16 protein-coding genes are annotated in these 18,172 nt (G+C 66.9%); 11 read left to right on the plus strand and 5 right to left on the minus strand.

What is annotated here, in order from left to right:
* Positions 1-140 precede the first annotated feature (140 nt).
* Entirely contained in the window at positions 141-377 is a 237-nt protein-coding gene (locus BR07_RS0121725) for a hypothetical protein (protein ID WP_027507198.1), read from the plus strand.
* A 718-nt stretch (positions 378-1,095) separates the two neighbouring features.
* Here the strand turns inward: BR07_RS0121725 and BR07_RS25985 are convergent.
* Positions 1,096-1,902 (minus strand): DeoR/GlpR family DNA-binding transcription regulator, encoded by an 807-nt coding sequence (locus BR07_RS25985; RefSeq protein WP_051613696.1) that lies wholly within the window; start codon positions 1,900-1,902, stop codon positions 1,096-1,098.
* Positions 1,903-1,914: 12 nt separating this feature from the next.
* Positions 1,915-2,046, minus strand: coding sequence for a hypothetical protein (locus BR07_RS27830; RefSeq protein ID WP_269320112.1), 132 nt, complete (start codon positions 2,044-2,046; stop codon positions 1,915-1,917).
* Positions 2,047-2,275: 229 nt separating this feature from the next.
* Between BR07_RS27830 and BR07_RS25990 the strand changes: the two genes are divergently transcribed.
* On the plus strand, positions 2,276-3,232 hold the full coding sequence (locus BR07_RS25990; RefSeq protein WP_037187357.1) for an LLM class flavin-dependent oxidoreductase: 957 nt from the start codon (positions 2,276-2,278) through the stop codon (positions 3,230-3,232).
* A 105-nt stretch (positions 3,233-3,337) separates the two neighbouring features.
* On the opposite strand, the gene BR07_RS25995 is transcribed toward BR07_RS25990, so the two are convergent.
* Complete coding sequence (locus tag BR07_RS25995) at positions 3,338-4,543, minus strand: MFS transporter (RefSeq protein WP_051613697.1); 1,206 nt, start codon at positions 4,541-4,543, stop codon at positions 3,338-3,340.
* A 96-nt stretch (positions 4,544-4,639) separates the two neighbouring features.
* Here BR07_RS25995 and BR07_RS26000 point away from each other — a divergent pair, with 96 nt between their 5' ends.
* The 9 genes from BR07_RS26000 (at position 4,640) to BR07_RS27490 (ending at position 16,593) form a co-directional block, all read left to right on the plus strand.
* The gene (locus BR07_RS26000) at positions 4,640-5,284 is read left to right on the plus strand and encodes a hypothetical protein (protein WP_051613698.1); all 645 of its coding nucleotides are present in this window, start codon (positions 4,640-4,642) and stop codon (positions 5,282-5,284) included.
* A 187-nt stretch (positions 5,285-5,471) separates the two neighbouring features.
* A complete protein-coding gene (hisD, locus tag BR07_RS0121755; protein ID WP_027507200.1) occupies positions 5,472-6,794 on the plus strand; it encodes a histidinol dehydrogenase in 1,323 nt (440 codons plus the stop codon).
* Complete coding sequence (locus tag BR07_RS0121760; RefSeq protein WP_027507201.1) at positions 6,791-8,209, plus strand: aspartate ammonia-lyase; 1,419 nt, start codon at positions 6,791-6,793, stop codon at positions 8,207-8,209. Before hisD ends, BR07_RS0121760 begins: the two co-directional genes overlap by 4 nt.
* A 41-nt stretch (positions 8,210-8,250) precedes the next feature.
* Positions 8,251-9,765, plus strand: coding sequence for a PucR family transcriptional regulator (locus tag BR07_RS0121765; protein ID WP_027507202.1), 1,515 nt, complete (start codon positions 8,251-8,253; stop codon positions 9,763-9,765).
* Positions 9,766-9,972: 207 nt separating this feature from the next.
* Positions 9,973-11,265, plus strand: a complete 1,293-nt coding sequence (locus BR07_RS26005) for an MFS transporter (protein WP_051613699.1) — start codon at positions 9,973-9,975, stop codon at positions 11,263-11,265.
* A 58-nt stretch (positions 11,266-11,323) separates the two neighbouring features.
* On the plus strand, positions 11,324-11,986 hold the full coding sequence (locus tag BR07_RS0121775; RefSeq protein ID WP_027507203.1) for a ThuA domain-containing protein: 663 nt from the start codon (positions 11,324-11,326) through the stop codon (positions 11,984-11,986).
* 47 nt (positions 11,987-12,033) lie between these two features.
* Positions 12,034-13,821 carry a thiamine pyrophosphate-binding protein gene (locus BR07_RS0121780; RefSeq protein ID WP_027507204.1) on the plus strand — a complete coding sequence of 596 codons (1,788 nt, stop codon included), beginning with the start codon at positions 12,034-12,036 and terminating at the stop codon, positions 13,819-13,821.
* A gap of 67 nt (positions 13,822-13,888) precedes the next feature.
* Positions 13,889-15,472 (plus strand): GMC oxidoreductase, encoded by a 1,584-nt coding sequence (locus tag BR07_RS0121785; RefSeq protein WP_027507205.1) that lies wholly within the window; start codon positions 13,889-13,891, stop codon positions 15,470-15,472.
* A gap of 110 nt (positions 15,473-15,582) precedes the next feature.
* Positions 15,583-16,593, plus strand: coding sequence for an SGNH/GDSL hydrolase family protein (locus BR07_RS27490; RefSeq protein ID WP_027507206.1), 1,011 nt, complete (start codon positions 15,583-15,585; stop codon positions 16,591-16,593).
* A gap of 230 nt (positions 16,594-16,823) precedes the next feature.
* On the opposite strand, the gene BR07_RS0121795 is transcribed toward BR07_RS27490, so the two are convergent.
* Both BR07_RS0121795 and BR07_RS27725 read right to left on the minus strand, forming a co-directional pair.
* Positions 16,824-17,471 (minus strand): class F sortase, encoded by a 648-nt coding sequence (locus BR07_RS0121795; RefSeq protein WP_027507207.1) that lies wholly within the window; start codon positions 17,469-17,471, stop codon positions 16,824-16,826.
* A 1-nt stretch (position 17,472) separates the two neighbouring features.
* Positions 17,473-17,814: a hypothetical protein gene (locus tag BR07_RS27725; protein WP_231476478.1), complete on the minus strand. Its 342-nt coding sequence runs from the start codon at positions 17,812-17,814 to the stop codon at positions 17,473-17,475.
* Between the last annotated feature and the right edge of the window lie 358 nt (positions 17,815-18,172).

Consider the following 18,172-nt stretch of genomic DNA (forward strand, 5'->3'; position numbering starts at 1 on the left):
CGGGGCGTGTGGGATCGGACCAGGCGGGGTGATTCCTTGGCCGTTGGCCGACTCGCACGGCGCTCTGCCCGCAGTCCGAGGAAGGCGTGCTAGTAGCAAGGTTACTTGTCATCAAGGATTTAGCAAGGTAACTTGTGAACGTGCAACAGCTGCCGATCATCGCCCCCAGTGCCTACAAGCATGGTGAGGGTGACGACGACATCCTGCATGCGGTTCGAAACGTGATGATCACGCACGTCGGCGATGAGGGGTTCACGATGGTCGTGGGTCCCACCACCGATGCGGTGCTCATCGAGGTCGGCTACGTATTCAGTACCGATGACCGGATGCTCATCATCCACGCCTTTCGACCTGCCCGACCGAAGTACCTGCGATAACCAGAGAGGTGACGCACATGGCACGACGTAGTACCGAAGACATCCTCGGCCACGCTGACGAGCTTGCTGCAATGTTCGAGTCGTCGTTCGAGCCGACCAGTACGACCGTGACCGATCCGCTCGACGGACTCCGCAAGGCCGTTGTCACAGAAGCGAACGCACGCAAGAACGTTGAGGTGTGGGTAGCAAACGCGCGCGGCGCTAAGGTCGCCTGGCGCGCGATCGGTGGTGCTCTGGGTACAACAGGCGAGGCGGCTAGGCAACGTTTCGGCCCGGCCCTCGGCGAACTGGTGTCGGCGCCAGGTCCGGCGAAGACTGCACCTACAGCCCGAAAGGCTCCGGCAAAAAGGCTGGCATCGAAGGCTGCGGCCAAGTTCCCGGTGAAGCCAGTAGGGCATGCGAAAGTGGCGGCGTCTAAGTCCGCCGGGCGGCGAACAAGGCGTGGCTAACCGCGCGGACGCAGGCAACCTATCCGGCGAGCCGCAGCGGCTAGATGCTGCCTGATCAGCGAGTATGTCATAATCTCAATTATCGGCAGTAAATCTTTGATTGGTCATAGTCCGCTGGTCGAGCTGCTGGGTTGCCAGGGTCTGTCGTTGCGGTGCGGTGTCACCGCGCACAAGAAGTTCGGGCGGCGGGCGCTCGCTCGACGTCCGCGTTGACGGGTGTCGATGCTGGGTGGCCGCGTTGACCTGTCTGTCGAGGAATGCAAGCCGCGCTACCGATCGTCGGGGTCGGCCGTATCCTCGGTCCGCACCCGGATGACCTGCGCGTCGGGTGCTCCATTCGCTATGAGCTCGGAAGACTCCACGGTCAGCTGATCGTCGGTCACGATCACATCGATGTCTGAGAGGTCGCACACGGGGGCCGCCGCCCGTCGCATGAACTTCCAGCTCTCGCCGACGAGAATCACCCGATCCGACAGCGTCACGATGGCCCGCTTGATTTCGGCGTCGTCGAGGTCGTGAGCGAGGACGGTGCCGTCCCTGTCGACCGCGCACGTGCCGAGAATCCCGACGTCGAAGCGCAGGCGGGACAACGACGCCAGTGCAAGTGGTCCGACGAGTGTGCCCTCGGATCGCCGCACCAGGCCACCGGGCAGGATCACGGTCGGGCCGTCGTCGACGCACAGTGGCGCGATCAGGGGTACGGACATCGGCATGACGGTGATGGTCCGACCCGTCATCTGTTCGGCAATAGCGCCCGTCGTCGTTCCCCCGTCGAGGGCGATCGTGTGGCCGTCGAGAACGTGTTCGAGTGCTGCCGCCGCGATCATCGATTTGACGTGCTGGTTTCGATGCCGGCGAGCGGCCAGCGGCAGTTCCGCCCCTCGGCTCGCGAGTCCCACGGCGCCGCCGTGGGTTCGCTTGATCAGACCTCGGTTCGACATCGCAGCCAGGTCGCGACGGACGGTGATCTCGGAGACGTCGAATTCGTTCGCCAGGGTCGCCACGGCGGTCCGACCGTGCCTCTGGAGATAGGACACCATCTCCTGTTGGCGTGCCGCAGTGGTCGTGTATCGCACAGAACGATGATCCTACGACTGCTGCCGGTGATCGACGCTGTCCGGCGGACGGGCGGTGCATCGCGTCGCTATGACGGCTCCGAGCGCGAAGAGCATGTACATGCTGGTCACGTTGATCATGATCAGCGTGGTGAGAGTGGTCAAGATGGTCCCGTTCCGATCGAGCCTGCAGAAATACCGGTATATGATCGTAAGTGACGATTGTTCGATCATCAAATATGATCGTTCGCGACGCGTGGTCGCGGTTCGAGGACCGATGCTCTTGGAACCGGCGGCGGTCGCATCCGACGACTGGACGGAGAACCAGATGAGCTCGATCGAGCGCGGGGACGCAGGTACTGCGTCGCGCGATCACGGACCGACCGTTGGCGTCGTGCTTCCCCGGGACATTCCGATCGAGCTGTGGTCACCGTTCGTCGAGAAGGCCGAAGCGGTGGGGCTCGATCAGGTGTGGGTCGTCGAGGATTGCTTCTACCGCGGGGGATTCACGCAAGCGGCCGCAGCCCTGGCGCGCACCGCCACGATCACGGTGGGCATCGGAATCGCCCCGGCGTCGCTCCGTAACCCGGTGGCCACTGCTCTGGAGTCCTCGTTCCTCGAAGAACTGCATCCCGGTCGATTCGTCCTCGGGCTCGGGCATGGAATGCAGGTCTGGATGGAGCAAGCGGGAACCTGGCCGTCGAGCCCGCTGGCACTCCTGCGCGAACACCTGACTGCCGTCCGAGAGATCCTCGGTAGCAAGACCGCAGTCACCACGCGCGGTAGGTATGTCGACCTGACCGACGTGGTCCTTGAGAACCCGTTGACGCGTCCGCCGTTGGTACTCGCGGGCGTACGAGGGCCGAAATCGCTGGCGCTGGCCGGCGAATGTGCGGACGGCATCGTTCTCGCCGAACCTGCGACCGAGCACTACATTCGCTCCGCCACGCGGGACACCGGCAACGACGAACACCATGTCGTGGCATACAACTTCGCATCTGTCGACGCAGATGTCAGCGCGGCGAGGAACGCTGTTCGACCAGGCCTGAAGAACATCGCACGGCCCGGCTCCCGAGCTCACCTGACCGGCCTCCCGTTCGCGGACGACGTCGCAGATCTCCGAGGTCGGTGCGCCTCGGACGCCGAGTTCGTCACGGCACTCCCCGACGAGTGGATCGATTGTCTGGCCCTCGTCGGGGATCGGACCGCGGTCGCCGGCCGCATCGACGCGCTGCACTCGGCGGGAGCGGACAGCATCGTTCTGGTTCTGCCGCCGGGAGCGGACCCGATGCGCGCTCTCGACGGTTTCGGTGAGGTACGCGCTCTGGTTCGACCCGAGCGGGCACCGTGAATCGACGCGTCCGTCCCCTGACATACGACCACCGTTCGAGGGCCCCGATTCGGGCGTGGGAGAGGGCGCGTCGACCATTCGGCGCCTCGGGGTGACGCGGCATCCTCATCGGGCAGCTAGACCGTTCCGGTCGCGCGAGTTGCGGTCGCTGGCCAGCGACAATATGGCAAGAACGAGGCCGACCACGACGAATGCTGCGCCGATGGGCCCGAGAACCACTGGGCTCGAACCCGAGGCGATGATCACGCCACCGACGGCGGCGCCGATAGCGTTGGCCACATTGAACGCGGACTGATTGGTCGCCGAGGCCACCGTCGGTGCGTCCGGAGCCTGATCGATCAGTCGCTTCTGAATCGGCGGCTCCGCCGCGAACGACGCCCCGCCGATGACGAAAAGTAGAGCTACCGCGGCGGCGACGCTCCCGACCAGAGGTAACACTGCCAGCGCTATCGCGAAGACCAGGAGTCCACAGATCAGCGCCCACCGGACACTGCGATCGGTCGCCCACCCTCCGATGAGCGTTCCGACCGTGAACCCGATTCCGACGACCGCAAGAACCCAGGGCAGGTGCGCCTCGTCGAGCCCGAAGTGTTGCGTCATCAGCGGGTCGATGTAGGCGTATACGGCGAACAAGCCCGAAAAGCCCACCGCGACTGTCGCAATGGTCAGCAGGCTGTGACGATTGAACAACCCGCCGAACTCGTCACGAATCGACGGGAGCGGCACCTCGAGGTCGGCGGGCACGCTCGTAGCCACTGTGACGAGCGCAAGAGCGCCCAGCGCGGCGACGACGCCGAACGAGGCGCGCCAACCGGCATGCTGCGCCAAGGCCGTCGCAGCCGGCACGCCCACGACGTTCGCCACCGTCAACCCGGCGATCACCACGGCAATGGCTCGTCCCTGAGCAGACGGTGGCACCAGGGACGTGGCCACCACGGCCGCCAATCCGAAGAACGCGCCATGGGGCAGGCCACCGACGAACCGCAGCACAACCAGCCACTCGAAGGTCGGAGCGCATGCTGCGGCCACGTGAGAGACGACGAATATCCCCAGCAGAATCAGCAGAGCCCGCTGCCGCTGTACTCGGTTGAGCGCCAGAATCATCAACGGTGCTCCGACGGCGACCCCCACCGCGTACGCCGTCACCACCGCACCGGTCGCCGATACGCTCACCTCGAGGGATGCGGACAGCACCGACACCATCCCCATCACGACGAACTCGCTCGTACCCAGGGCGAAGGTGCCCAAGGCCAGCGCAAGTAGGCCCGCGGCGACGCGAGTCGGCCGTCGGGTCGGCAGGTAATCGGTCATCGGATGGGTGCAGCCTTTCGTCGCGAGCAAACGTCCGATCCTGCGAGTTCGGACAGCACCCCGCAATGCACATCTCGAGAACCCCGGGGAGCGATCATGCACACTGCGATCACGTCGTCGGCCGAACCCTGGAGGGTTGATCCGCTGTCGACACTGGTGAGTGCCCTGCAGCGGCTGCGGCGCCGTGGGAGCGGAGAACCGACCGTCGTAGCCATCGACGGCCGAAGCGGTTCCGGTAAATCGACACTGGCGAGGAGACTGGCGAACAGCGGCCCCGCAACGGTCTCCGTCGTGGAAACCGACGACATTGCCTGGAACGAATCCTTCTTCGATTGGGCAGCCATCGCACGGAGCGGACTGCTCGACCCGATCCGCCAGCGGGGCACCCCGGTGACGTTCCGACCGCCGGCGTGGGAGAGGCATGGCAGGCCCGGCGCGATCACCGTTCCGAACAAAGCGGGCCTGATTCTGATCGCAGGAGTGGGATCGAGCCGACTCGCATTCGCCGACGTTCTCGACGGCTCCGTGTGGATCGACCTGGATGAACCGACCTCGACGCAACGGGTCGCCTCCCGCGGCGGAAGCGACGGGCAGCCGGAGGACCCTGCATTCGTTGCGGCGTGGGCGTCGGCCGAGCGGGCTTTCCTCGACCGTGACCGACCGTGGGAGCGGGCATCAGTCATCGTCGACGGCCGGTCGAGCCGAAACGGCGGTCCGGTGGTCTACCGCATGCGGGATTGAACGGCTCACCACTCGATCGGTACACACTTTGTGTCCTCTTCCGGTCCCCGAGTTCCCCTCTTGGATCTGTGCCTGGACTGGCCGACGCGAGATCGTGGGATCACGCCCGGTGAAGGGGCCGACCCAGTCGTCGGAACTCACATCGCAAGACCGGGTTCGGTGAGTTCCACGATTCGAGGAGAGTGTCATGTCGTTCGTTCTCAAGGCTGCCGGCGGGACGCAGCACGTCCGCACCAGCGACCCTGCCGTCGTGGACACGGTGGCCGCCGTCATCGCCGACATCCGCAGCTCCGGCGATGCCGCGGTGCGTCGGTACTCCGAAGCGTTCGACAAGTGGTCGCCCGAGCAGTTCCGCCTCTCGAACGACGAGGTGTCCGCGATCGTGTCCTCTGTGCCCGAGACGGTGCTCGACGACCTCCGATTCGCGCAGAAGCAGATCGGGAATTTCGCCCGCCACCAACGCGAGTCGCTCCAGGACTTCGAGGTCGAGACCCTCCCCGGTGTGTATCTCGGACAGCGCAACGTGCCGGTGAACGCGTCCGGCGCCTACGTGCCGGGGGGACGGTACCCGTTGACCGCGTCCGCCCACATGACGGTACTGACCGCGAAAGTCGCCGGAGTCGAGCGCGTCGCCGCCACCACCCCGCCCAATCAGGGCACCCCGCCGCCGGTGAGCGTCGCCGCGATGCACCTCGCCGGCGCCGACGAGATCTACGTTCTCGGCGGGGTCCAGGCCATCGCAGCCCTCGCGCTCGGAACCGAAACCATCGGAGCCGTCGACATTCTCACCGGCCCCGGCAACGCGTACGTCGCCGAAGCGAAAAGGCAACTGTTCGGGGAAGTCGGCATCGACCTGTTCGCCGGGCCCACCGAAACGCTGATCGTGGCCGACGAGTCCGCCGACCCCTTCACCGTCGCGGTCGACCTGCTCAGCCAGGCCGAGCACGGGCCGGATTCCCCCTGCGTGCTGATCACCACCTCCGAGGCGCTCGGGCGCGCGGTGCTCGACCACATCGAGGACCTGCTGCCCGGTCTGCAGACCAACGCCATCGCCGGGCCGGCCTGGCGCGATCACGGCGAGGTGCACGTCACCGACACCATCGCCGAGGCCTACACGCTCGCCGACCGGTTCGCCTCGGAGCACGTGCAGATCCTCACCGAATCCCCGCGGGATGCGCTCGACGCCATGCGGAACTACGGCGCCCTCTTCCTGGGCGAAGGGACCTGTGTCCCGTACGGCGACAAAGTGATCGGGACCAATCACGTTCTTCCCACGCTCGGCGCGGCCCGCTACACCGGGGGACTGTGGGTGGGCAAGTTCCTCAAGACGCTGACTTACCAGGAAGTCCGCGATCCCGCTGCCAGCGCCCGCATCGGCGAAATCTGCGGCCGCCTCTCCCGCCTTGAGCGCTTCGAAGGGCACGCCCGCAGCGGAGACCTGCGGGCCGCGAAGTTCGGTGGGGCGCCGCTCGACTGGGCCGAACTGCCCACGCGGTCGTCGATCGGATGACCTACCGCGTCGAACACGACATGCTCGGTGATCGGCAGGTCAGGGCCGACGCCCTCTACGGCGCTCACACCGACCGTGCCGTGGAAAATTTCCCCGTCACCGGCACACCGATCTCCGTGCACCCCGACCTCGTCGCCGCCCTCGCCTCGGTCAAACAGGCCGCGGCGCGGGCGAACCGCGAACTCGGACTGCTGCCGGCCGACGTCGCCGACGCCATCGACCGCGCGTGCGAGGAGATTCGCAAAGGACAGTGGCACGACCACTTCGTCGTCGACGTGCTCCAGGGTGGAGCCGGCACGTCGACGAACATGAACGCCAACGAGGTCGTGGCCAACCGCGCGTTGGAACTGCTCGGATCAGGCCGCGGGCAGTACGACCGCATTCATCCGATCGACCACGTGAACCTCGGGCAGAGCACCAACGACGTCTACCCCACGGCGATCAAAGTGGGCCTGCAGTCGGCGATCGTCGCACTGCGAGCGGACCTCAGTGCGCTCGTATCCTCGCTCGCGCGCAAGAGCGACGACTTCAACGACATCGTCAAAATGGGCCGGACGCAGCTGCAGGACGCAGTGCCGATGACGCTGGGTCAGGAATTCGGCGCGTGGGCCGGGATGCTGAACGAGGACATCGCACGGCTGAAGGACTCGACGGGATTGATCTCCGAGATAAACCTCGGCGGCACCGCGATCGGGACCGGGCTCAATGCTCATCCGCGGTACGCCGAACGCGTGTGTGCGCACCTGCGGTCGATTACCGGGTTCGAGGTGGTCACCGCCGAGGATCTCGTCGAGGCCACCCAGGACGCCGGAGTCTTCGTCCAATTGTCCGGCGTCCTCAAGCGAACAGCGGTGAAGATCTCGAAGATCTGCAACGACCTGCGCCTGCTGTCCTCCGGTCCCCGGACCGGTTTCGGAGAAATCACCCTGCCGAGCCTGCAAGCCGGATCGTCGATCATGCCGGGCAAGGTCAACCCCGTCATTCCCGAGATGGTCAACCAGGTCGCCTACCGCGTCATCGGCAACGACCTGACGGTGACGATGGCCGCCGAGAGTGGGCAGCTGCAACTCAACGCCTTCGAACCGGTGATCGCTCATGCATTGTTCGATTCGATCGAAATCCTGCGCCGAGCGTGCTCCCTCCTGGCCGACCGCTGCATCGACGGCATCGAACCCAACCTCGCCCGTCTGGCCTCGATGGTCGACTCCTCGATCGGCGTGGTGACCGCCCTGAACCCGTACATCGGCTACCGCGCCGCCAGCGAGATCGCAGCCTGCGCCCTGGCCACAGGCCGAACGGTCACCGAGCTCGTCATCGAACGAGGTCTGATGACCCCCGAGCGTCTCGCGACGGTTCTGGCGCCGCACAACCTGGTCAAAACCGTCGCCCCGTCCAAAGTGATACCCAGCGCGTGACCCTCCCCCACGGGACGGGCGACGCTGTCTAGGGTCGATTCATGGAGCTCACCGTGGCCTCGGTTCTGGCCTTGCCGCCCCTCGACGGCGCCGGCGCACGGGTGCTGTCGGCACCCGACCGGCTCGACCGCGAGGTTCGCTGGGTGCACGCCTCCGAACTGCCCGACATCGCCCAGTTCCTCTCCGGCGGCGAACTGCTCCTGACCGCCGGACTCGGCATGGGAACGACGGAGCACTCGCAGCGCACCTACATCCGCGACGTCGCGCACGCCGGCGCTGCGGCTCTGGTCATCGAGGAATCGGGGCGGGCCTTCGACGCCGTTCCCGCGGTCGCCGTCGCCGAAGCGGCGGCGCTCGACCTCCCCATCGTCGCCCTCGCCACCGAGGTCCCGTTCGCTCAGGTCTCGGCCGCCGTGCACGAGCTGCTCACACAAGCCCGCGTGGACCAGCTGACCCGCGAACGGGCCATCGAGGAGTCGTTCTCGGCGCTGCTGCTCGACGGAGCCGACTACCTCACCATCGTCCGGGAACTCTCCCGGCACACCGGCACCTCGGTCGTCCTCGAGAACCTGCTGCACCACGTCGTCGCCTACGTCGGAAAGACGGCCGACGACAATCACACCGTCGACAACTGGGACCAGCACGCCCGATCACTGCATCGCGACGACGACTGCTTTCGCAGGCCCGTGGTGATGCGCGGACAACCCTGGGGATGGCTGCACCTCCTGCGGTCCGACGACCGCGAGGCGGGCGCCCTCGACCACTTCGCCGTCGAACGCGCCGCCACCACCATCGCCATCTCGCTGCTGACCGACCGCACGAGGGAAGCAACCGACGACCAGCGCAGCACCACCCTCATCACCCGCCTGATGCTCGGCGACATCACCGGCACCGACTTCGCCCGCCGCGCCCGCGAGATCGGGTACCGACTCGATTCGGGTTCACTGACCGTGATGGTCGTCAACACCGCCCCGGGCGACGACAAAATCTCCGTCCCCTTCATCTCGGCCGACCTCGGCGACTACATCCTCGCCGTCGTTCCCGACGTGGCCACGACCGGCTCCGACGCCGCCACACTCCTGAAATCCGCTGCAGGGGGCGCCGGACTGAGCAGATCGACGACGGCCGAGCACCTCACCGCGGCCGTGACACAGGCACAGAGCGCCGCCGCCGTGGCACGCTCACTGACCCACCGACCCGTGCTCCGGTTCGACGACCTCGGCGTCGAACGGGTCCTCGTCTCCCTCGCCGACGGTCCCGAACTGGCCAACTACGTCAACGACGAGCTGGGCCCGATCCTGGCCTGGGACGCCTCGGTAACGAACCCCCTGATGCCCACCCTGCGGGCCTACCTCGACTGCGACGGACGCAAGAGCGACGCCGCGGCCGCGCTCTACATTCAGCGCCGCACCCTCTACAACCGCCTCGAGCGCATCTCGTCGCTCCTGCACCGCTCCCTGGACGAACCCGCCACCCGGCAACGATTGCTGCTGGCAGTCAAGGGACTCGACCTGCTCGACAACACACCGAGGGCAACCACGCCCCGCACTCGGTGACGCCTCGCGGGCGGTCACACCACGCCGACCAACACTTCCCGAGGTGTGTCGGTTCTCGCCGGAAGATGTACACATTGCGGCTATCACGCCGTGCCCGGGCTTCGTAACGTGACCTGCAGCATAGGCACGCGAACGGCCCAACCCATGAGGTGCAGCCGGGGCACCGCCCGTGCGCCCCCACACCCCGTCCTCCCGGAGGAACATCTCATGGCACTGTTCTCGGACTCGACATCCCGATTCCAGCTGACGAAACTACGCAAAGCGCGGCTGGCCACCTTCTTCGGTTTCTTCCAACTCGGCGCGATGATCCTGATCTGGTCGACCTCGACCAGCCCGCTGCGAGCACACCTGGGCTGGGGTGGATCGGACGGCGACAGCAACTTCGGCTTGCTCGCACTCTCGATCGGCATCGGCGCCACCGTGGGGTGCTTCGCCATCGGCCCCTTCATCGACCGCTACGGCCCCCGCACCACCACCACCCTCACGCTGGTGCTCTACCCGCTCATCTACATACCGCTCGCGTTCCTCAACGGCCTCGTCGCCGCCATGATCATCGGAGCGCTCATCGGCTTGCTCCGCGGAGCGGGAGACACCGCCGTCAACGCCCACGGCGTTCAGGTCGAGCGCTACTACGGCCGACCCATCATGTCCGCCTTCCACGCCGCCTACCCCGCCGGCGGCTTCGTTCTCGGCCTGGTCGGCAGCGCGTTCGCCAACCACTTCATCGACAGCCCCGCCGTCGCCTACGTCTCCACCGGCATCCTGATGTCGGTGCTGGGGCTGGCATTCGGGCAGTGGATGCTCTCGCAGGACGAACTCCTCGCCCCCGAGGCCGAACACACCGCCGCCCCGACGCAGAACGAGAAGACCTCCTCGACCGCTCCCGTCGGCACCGCCACCCTGGTCATCATGGTCGGCTTCGGCGTCCTGCTCCTGGGCTCCCAACTCTCCGAGGGCGCGATCCTCGACTGGGGTCAGGAATTCGTGCGACGCCACGTCGGCACCACCGCCGGCCTCGCCGCAACCGCGGTCACGGTGTACTCGGGCGCGCAGTTCGTCGGACGACTCTTCGGTGACCGCATCGCCGAAGCGCTCGGCTCGCGCACCGTCGTCGCCGGAAGCGGCCTGCTCGGCGCCGCCGGCGCCGTCACCGCCATGCTCGCCGGCAACGCCACCGTGGCCCTGATCGGGTTCGCCATGCTCGGACTCGGCCTGGCCTGCATGGCCCCCCTCATGCTCTCCGCCGCCGGGCGCCGCGATCCCGCCAACGCCGGACGCAACATCGGCCTGGTCAACGCCCTCGGCTACGGCGGCATGCTCGTCGGCCCCGCGGCGATCACCCTCATCGTCGACCGCGGCGGCATCGCCTTCGTCCCGATCCTCCCCGCCATCCTGCTGGTCCTGGTCGCCCTGTTCGGCCCGCTGCTGATGCGCACCGCCCCCCAGTACCTGCGCCGCGAGGAAATCGCCCCCGTCGAGCGCCGGACCGTCTCGCACTGAGCGCACACCCACCCCGGTTTCGGAATCCGAAGCCAGTACCCACGGAAAGGTCGAACCGATGACCAACGTTCTCTATCTCTACGGCGGCTGGCCCGGCCACTACCCGTACCAGATCGCCGACTGGACCAGGGAGCTCCTCGCCGAACTCGACTACCACGTCGAGGAAACCCAGGACATCTTCCGTCTCGACGGCGACCTGACCGGGTACGACCTCATCATCCTCGGGTGGAACAACGCGCTGACCACCGAAGACCTCAGCGACGCCCAAGAGGACAACCTGCTGCGCGCCGTAGAGAACGGCACCGGCATCGCCGCTTGGCACGGCGCCGCCGCCGCGTTCCGGGCGAGCCTGAAGTACCACTTCCTGCTCGGCGGCGACTTCATCGAACACCCCGCCGGCGAGGCGTATCCCCAGCCCTACACGGTGCGCATCACCGACACCGACCACCCCGTCACCGCCGGTGTCTCGGACTTCGAGGTGGCCTCCGAGCAGTACTACATGCACGTCAACCCCAACAACCACGTCCTCGCCGAGACCACGTTCACGGGCGAGCACCTGGCCTGGCTCGACGGACACCGCAGTCCCGTCGCCTGGGTACGCGAGTGGGGCCGAGGGCGGGTGTTCTACCACTCCGTCGGTCACGACCCCAGCAATCTCGCCGACCCGGACGTGCGTCGGCTGACCAAGCAGGGCCTGACCTACGCCGCCCGCACGCACTGACACCGCACCATCTGGCACCGAACCGCACCACCGAAGGAAGAACTCACATGCCCAAGCTCACCGGCGGCCAAGTCGTCGCACAGGTCCTCAAGCAATACGGAGTCGAGTACGTCGCCGGCATCCCCGGGCACGGAATCTGGTCCCTCACCGACGCCTTCCTCGAAAAGGGATCGGAGATCCCGTTCGTTCAGGTCTTCCATGAGCAGAGCGCCGTCCACCTCGCCGACGGCTACTACCGCGTGTCCGGCAAGCCCATGGCCGCAGTGACCTCCATCGGTGCCGGCGCCGCCAACACCGTCCTCGGTCTGGCCACCGCCTACGCCGACTCCACCAGCCTGCTGTGCATCACCGGCGGCCCGCCCACGCACATGCGCGGCCACGGCCTGCTCCAAGAACTCGACCGTCACACCGACAACGGCTTCCCCCAGGTCACCGACGCGGTGTCCAAGCGCAGCTGGACCGCGACTCGGGTCGAAGAATTGCCGTTCATCATGCACCGCGCGTTCAGCGCGATGCTGACCGGCAGGCCCGGCCCCGCGCACATCGAGGTGCCGATGGACGTGCAGGCCGAAGCAGCCGAGGTGTCCCTGCACGACCTCCAGCGGCGCCTGCCGGTCGGTGTCGCCCACCCGGATCCCGCCGCGATCGACAGTGCCGTGCGGGTCCTGAACGACAGTCGTCGACCGGTCATCGTCGTCGGCGGCGGCGCCATCACCGCGGACGCGTTCGACGACGTCCTCGCCCTCGCCGAGAACTGGTCCATCCCCGTGGTCACCACCTGGAACGGCAAGGGCGCCTTCCCCGAGGACCACGAACTGTTCGCCGGCAGCGTCGGACAGACCGGCACCATCGTCGGCAACGCCATCGCCTCGAAAGCCGACGTCGTCATCTCCGTGGGCTGCCGCTTCACCGACTGGTCGGCGTCGAGCTACGCCCAGGGAGTCTCCTTCTCCATCCCCCCGGCCAAGCTCGTCCACATCGACATCGATCCCCACGAGATCGGCAAGAACTACCCTGCCGAGGTCGGGATCGTTGCCGACGCCAAGCCTGCGGTCGCCGGCATCGTCGCGTCCCTGCCGTCCGCCCGGCCGGATCGCAGCGAGTACCTCGCCGAACTCGCCGAGCTCAAAACCGAGTGGGAGACCAAGCTCGCCGGCCGCCGAGACTCCGACCGCTACCCCTTCACCTCCCAGCGCCCCCTCGGAGCGCTGCGCAACGTCATGGACCGCGACGGCATCGTCATCGCCGGTTCCGGCAACACCCAGGGCGCGGTCAAGCAGACGTTCCCCGTGTACCAGCCCCGCACGCACCTGACCTCCGGCGGCTTCTCGTCCATGGGGTGGGCCGTGCCCGCCGCCATGGGCGCCAAGCTCGCCGCACCCGACCGTCAGGTCGCCTGCGTTCTCGGTGACGGCGACTTCCTCATGACCGCCCAAGAAATCGGCATCTGCGTCACCCACGACATTCCCGTCGTGTTCGTCGTCCAGGACAACTCCGGGTTCATGTCGATCCGCGGTGGACAGCGCAAGCAGACCAGTCGGCACATCGGCACCGAGTTCAACCGTCCCGACGGCACCCCCTACAGCCCCGACTTCAAAGCTCTCGGCACCGCGTTCGGGCTCGAATCCTTCCGCGTCGACAGCCCCGCCGACCTCGAAGCGACCTACCGCAAGGCGTTCGAGAGCAACGCCCCGGCTCTGATCGAGATCCCCACCGACCGCGACGCCGCCGGCCCCTGGGTCCCCGGCTGGTGGGACTTTCCCATCCCCGCCTACATCGACGACGAGCGCCAGGACGAGTACCGGGAGAACCGGGCCAAGGAACAGCACCTCTGATCGCGTCGGTCGCCGGACGGCACGAGCCCGTCCGGCGACCGGGCACGCCACATCGAAAGACGAACCCATGACACTCACCGCACGACCGATCGACCAGTACGCCCCCCTGCGCGACGGCGCCGTGGTCGACGCCTCCGTCACCGACACCATCACCGCCGACGTCGCTGTCATCGGCTCCGGTATGGGCGGATCCACCCTCGCCCACGCCCTGCGCGATTCCGGACTCGACGTCCTCGTCGTCGAACGCGGCAAGTTCCTCCCCCGCGAACCCGAGAACTCCATGCCCGAAGAGATGCACATCAACGGGCGCTACAAGACGGCAGAACCCTGGTTCGACGCCCGCACCGGCAAGCCGTTCCAACCCGGCACCTACTACTGGGTCGGCGGGAACACCAAGTTCTACGGGGCGAGCCTGCCGCGGTTCCGCAAAGAGGACTTCGACGAGATCGTCCACCACGACGGCACGTCCCCGGCGTGGCCGTTCGGCTACGACGAACTCGAACCGTTCTACATCGAAGCCGAGCGCCTCTTCCAGGTCCACGGCACCCCGGACGAGGACCCCACCGAACCACCCCGGTCCGCGCCGTACCCCCACCCCCCGCTCGCCCACGAACCCACCATCGAGCGCTTCGCCGACTCGCTGAAGAAGCAAGGGCTGCACCCGTTCCACACCCCGAACGGCATGAACCTCGACACCGAGGCGCAACGCCGCGCCGCGACCGCCGCCGACGGCACCCCGGTCGAATCCGACGTCAAGAGCGAAGCCGAGAACCGCGTCCTGCGGCCCGCGCTCGAATCGAAGAACGTGCGGCTGCTCATCGAAGCCAAGATCACCCGTCTGATCACCTCGGCGGACGGCCGCACCGTCGTCGCCGCAGAGGCGGAGCTGCACGGGCGCACCATCCGTATCGAGGCGAACCAGTTCGTCGTGTCCGCCGGTGCGGTCAACACCGCCGCGGTCCTGCTCCGCTCGGCCACCGATCACCACCCGCACGGACTGGGCAACTCGTCGGGTCTACTCGGCCGTAACTACATGGTGCACAACAGCACCTTCTTCATCGGCATCGATCCGCGCCGACGCAACACCACCGCCTGGCAGAAAACCCTCGGCATGAACGACTGGTACACCGCCGGGCCCGACACCGAATACCCACTCGGCAACCTGCAGATGCTCGGCAAACTGCAAGCCGCCATGATCAAGAACGCCCGACCGATGATCCCGATGTGGGCGCTGAAAATGGCGACCGACCGCAGCCTCGACATCTACCTCACCACCGAGGACCTGCCCCGACTCGACAACCAGGTCACCGTCACCGGCGACAAGATCAACGTGCGCTGGCGACCCAACAACGTCGAACCACATCGCGAACTCGTCTCCCGGGTCACCAAAGCCGTCCGCCGCGCCGGCTACCCCATCGTGCTGACCCAGCGCATGGGCATCGAGACCAACTCGCACATGTGCGGCACCGCCGTCGCCGGCACCGACCCCGCACGCAGCGTGCTCGACGCCCGCTGCCGCAGCCACGACGTCGACAACCTCTGGGTCGTCGACGGGTCCTTCTTCCCGTCCTCGGCGGCACTGAACCCGGCGCTCACGATCGCGGCCAACGCATTGCGCGTCGCACCCGACATCGCCGCAGCCGCACGATAACCGCAGGTGGCGGTGGGTTGCCTCGACCCGCCGCCACCTGCGGTCTCCCCCACTCCGATCGCCGCCGACTCGATCGGCTCACTCACCTCACCGGCTCAGGAGACTCACGCATGGCAACGATTCGGTTGATCACCGCGACGATCGCCTCTTCGACGGCGCTGCTCGCGAGTTGCTCGTCCGCACCAGATGTCGCCCCCACCGGTGATGGGTCGGCACCGGTGCGCAGCGCGGTGTTCTTCGGTGACAGTCTCACCGACGCCGGAACCTACGGCATGCGGTTCACCACCAACCCCGGACGAAGCTGGGCGCAGATCGTCTCCGAGCGGCTCGGCCAATCGACCGAACCGAATGTGCACGTCGACGACCCGTCGCAGATCTACGTCGGTGTACCGCCACTCACCGGACCGGGTGGACCGAACTATGCGCAAGGCGGCGCCCGCGCCGACGCCGCGTACTCCACCGTGTCGGACGATCCCAACGGCGCACCCTGGTCGACCGCGGTGCAAGTCGATCGGTACCTCTCCGCCAACGACTCGTTTCGCGACGATCAACTGATCACGCTGTTCGTCGGAACCAACGACGTCGCCTACCACTACGACACAACGAAAAGTCCACTCGGTCAACAACTACGAGACAACGTCGCCGTCGACGCTGCCACCATGCGAATAGAGAAGGACCGCGTCGAATCAGCAGCCGACGCCGCTGCAGCCACGGCGAACCGCATCGTCGACAACGGCGCCCGCCACCTCATGGTCTTCGAGCTCTACGACCTCAGTGCAGCCCCGTGGTTTCGCACCGACGCCGCCCGGTCCTACATCTCGCAGTTGACCGAGGCGTACAACGCACGACTGAACGCGCAACTCGACGACAACCCGGCCATCGAACTGATGCGCACGGACGACTTCATCGACACGCTCCTCACCGACGGGTCTCGGCACGGGTTGCAGCACTTCGCCAACGAGGACGCCTGCCGGGAACCGGATCAGGACTACTGCGACGAAACCGGATTGGCCGACCCAGACGCAGATCGCACCTACGTCTTCGCCGGCAGCGTGCACTTCACCACCCGCACGAACGAACTCTTCGCCGACTGGGTGCTCAACGAGGCGGGGGTTGCCTGAGCTCCCCTGCCATGGCGTAAGTGTGCGATCGATAAACAGCAACATAGTCCGCGCGGTTATCAGCTTCTTTCTCTACTGCTTGCGGGCGATTCCCGATCAAAGTGACGTCTGTAAAACCTGTTCGGCGGCGTATGCGTGGACCGTTCAGGCGCGACCGCATGTGCCGCGAACGTGGCCGGACGGAGCCGGCGTGAACGGCGCCCCTCCTCGCTTGCGCCTGGGCGAGTGGGTTAGGTGAGGTCGGCGTAGACGACGATGTTGTCGTCGTAACTGGCGGCGTCCGTGTCGAAGTCGCCGCCGCAGGTGATCAACCGCAGGCCCGCATGGTCGATGTCTCCGTACACCGACTCGGTCAGGAACTGATCCTTTGGGTACTGCTCGACCGCGGTGACGGCGAACGAGGCGGTAGTGCCGTCCTCTCGGGTGACTATCACCGCATCTCCCGGCTTGACCTCTGTGAGGTCGGCGAACACCCCGGGTGCTCCGCCCCAGTCGACGTGCCCGGCAAGGATCGACGGCCCCAGCTCTCCGGGCGTCGGCGACCCGATGTACCACCCGGCCGGGAAACCGCCGGACGGCACCTCCATCGTGCCGTCGCTCTGCAGTCCGAGACCGATCAGGTCTGTCTCGACGCCGATCGACGGCACGTACAGGTGCACCGGCGTCGACTCACCCAGCACGGTGGGCGAGACACCGGTGGGGCCGGTGGTCGTACGTTGCTGCGGTGCCGCCGAGACGGAGGCGTCGGCGGGTGCAGCTGACGACGGCGTCGAGCACCCGGCCAGCACTGCCATCAGAAGAAGTGCCGCGGCGACGATCCCCGCTGCGGCCCGGGTTCGGGACGCAGCAGGGCGAGGTGTGGTGCGGGCGGTGTTCACGTCAGACCCGGTGTCCGCGTGTGCGGCGGGTGATCACAGCGGCGCCTGCGCCGAGCGCTGTGATTGATAGCAGCAGAAGCGACCACTCGGCGGACGAGCGCGAACCGGTGGTGGATCCGTCTCCGGTGTCCACACCTCCACGAGGAACCTCGGTGATCTGCGTACCCGGTCCGGTGGGGACGTCCGGTGTGTTCGGTCCGGTGGGGACGTCCGGTGTGTTCGGTCCGGTGGGGACGTCCGGTGTGTTCGGTCCGGTGGGGACACCTGGTGTGTTGGGTCCGGTGGGGACGCCCGGTGTGTTCGGCAGGCCGGGGATGCCCGGAATCGGGGGCAGGGTGATCACGGGGGGTACATCCGGGATCGAGGGGACACCGGGAATGACCGGGACCGTGATCACCACGGGAGGTGCGGTGGTGGTCACAGGTGTTGTCGTGGTCGCGCCCGGTGTGGTCATCGGACCGGGGGTGGTCGTGGCGCCCGGTGTCGTCGTGTCCGGGGTGGTGGTGGCCGGCGGAGTCGTGGTCACAGGCGGGGTGACGCATCCGGGCCGGATGATGGTGTTGGTGTCGAGTGTGACGTTTCCGTTGCGGGCGAGGACGCGTCCGGCGACGGTGGCGTTCGTATCCAAGGTGATCGAGGTGAGCGCCAGGATCGATCCGACGAAGGTGGTCGATGTCCCGAGGGCAGCGGATGATCCGACC

This window comes from Rhodococcus sp. UNC23MFCrub1.1 (assembly GCF_000686025.1).
GTDB lineage: Bacteria > Actinomycetota > Actinomycetes > Mycobacteriales > Mycobacteriaceae > Rhodococcoides.

Coding starts and splice junctions, on each gene's coding strand:
- hisD (WP_027507200.1), top strand. CDS start 5,472: ATGTCGTTCGTTCTCAAGGCTGCCGGCGGGACGCAGCACGTCCGCACC.
- BR07_RS26000 (WP_051613698.1), top strand. CDS start 4,640: ATGCACACTGCGATCACGTCGTCGGCCGAACCCTGGAGGGTTGATCCG.
- BR07_RS0121780 (WP_027507204.1), top strand. CDS start 12,034: ATGCCCAAGCTCACCGGCGGCCAAGTCGTCGCACAGGTCCTCAAGCAA.
- BR07_RS0121760 (WP_027507201.1), top strand. CDS start 6,791: ATGACCTACCGCGTCGAACACGACATGCTCGGTGATCGGCAGGTCAGG.
- BR07_RS0121775 (WP_027507203.1), top strand. CDS start 11,324: ATGACCAACGTTCTCTATCTCTACGGCGGCTGGCCCGGCCACTACCCG.
- BR07_RS25995 (WP_051613697.1), bottom strand. CDS start 4,543: ATGACCGATTACCTGCCGACCCGACGGCCGACTCGCGTCGCCGCGGGC.
- BR07_RS27490 (WP_027507206.1), top strand. CDS start 15,583: ATGGCAACGATTCGGTTGATCACCGCGACGATCGCCTCTTCGACGGCG.
- BR07_RS26005 (WP_051613699.1), top strand. CDS start 9,973: ATGGCACTGTTCTCGGACTCGACATCCCGATTCCAGCTGACGAAACTA.
- BR07_RS0121785 (WP_027507205.1), top strand. CDS start 13,889: ATGACACTCACCGCACGACCGATCGACCAGTACGCCCCCCTGCGCGAC.
- BR07_RS0121765 (WP_027507202.1), top strand. CDS start 8,251: ATGGAGCTCACCGTGGCCTCGGTTCTGGCCTTGCCGCCCCTCGACGGC.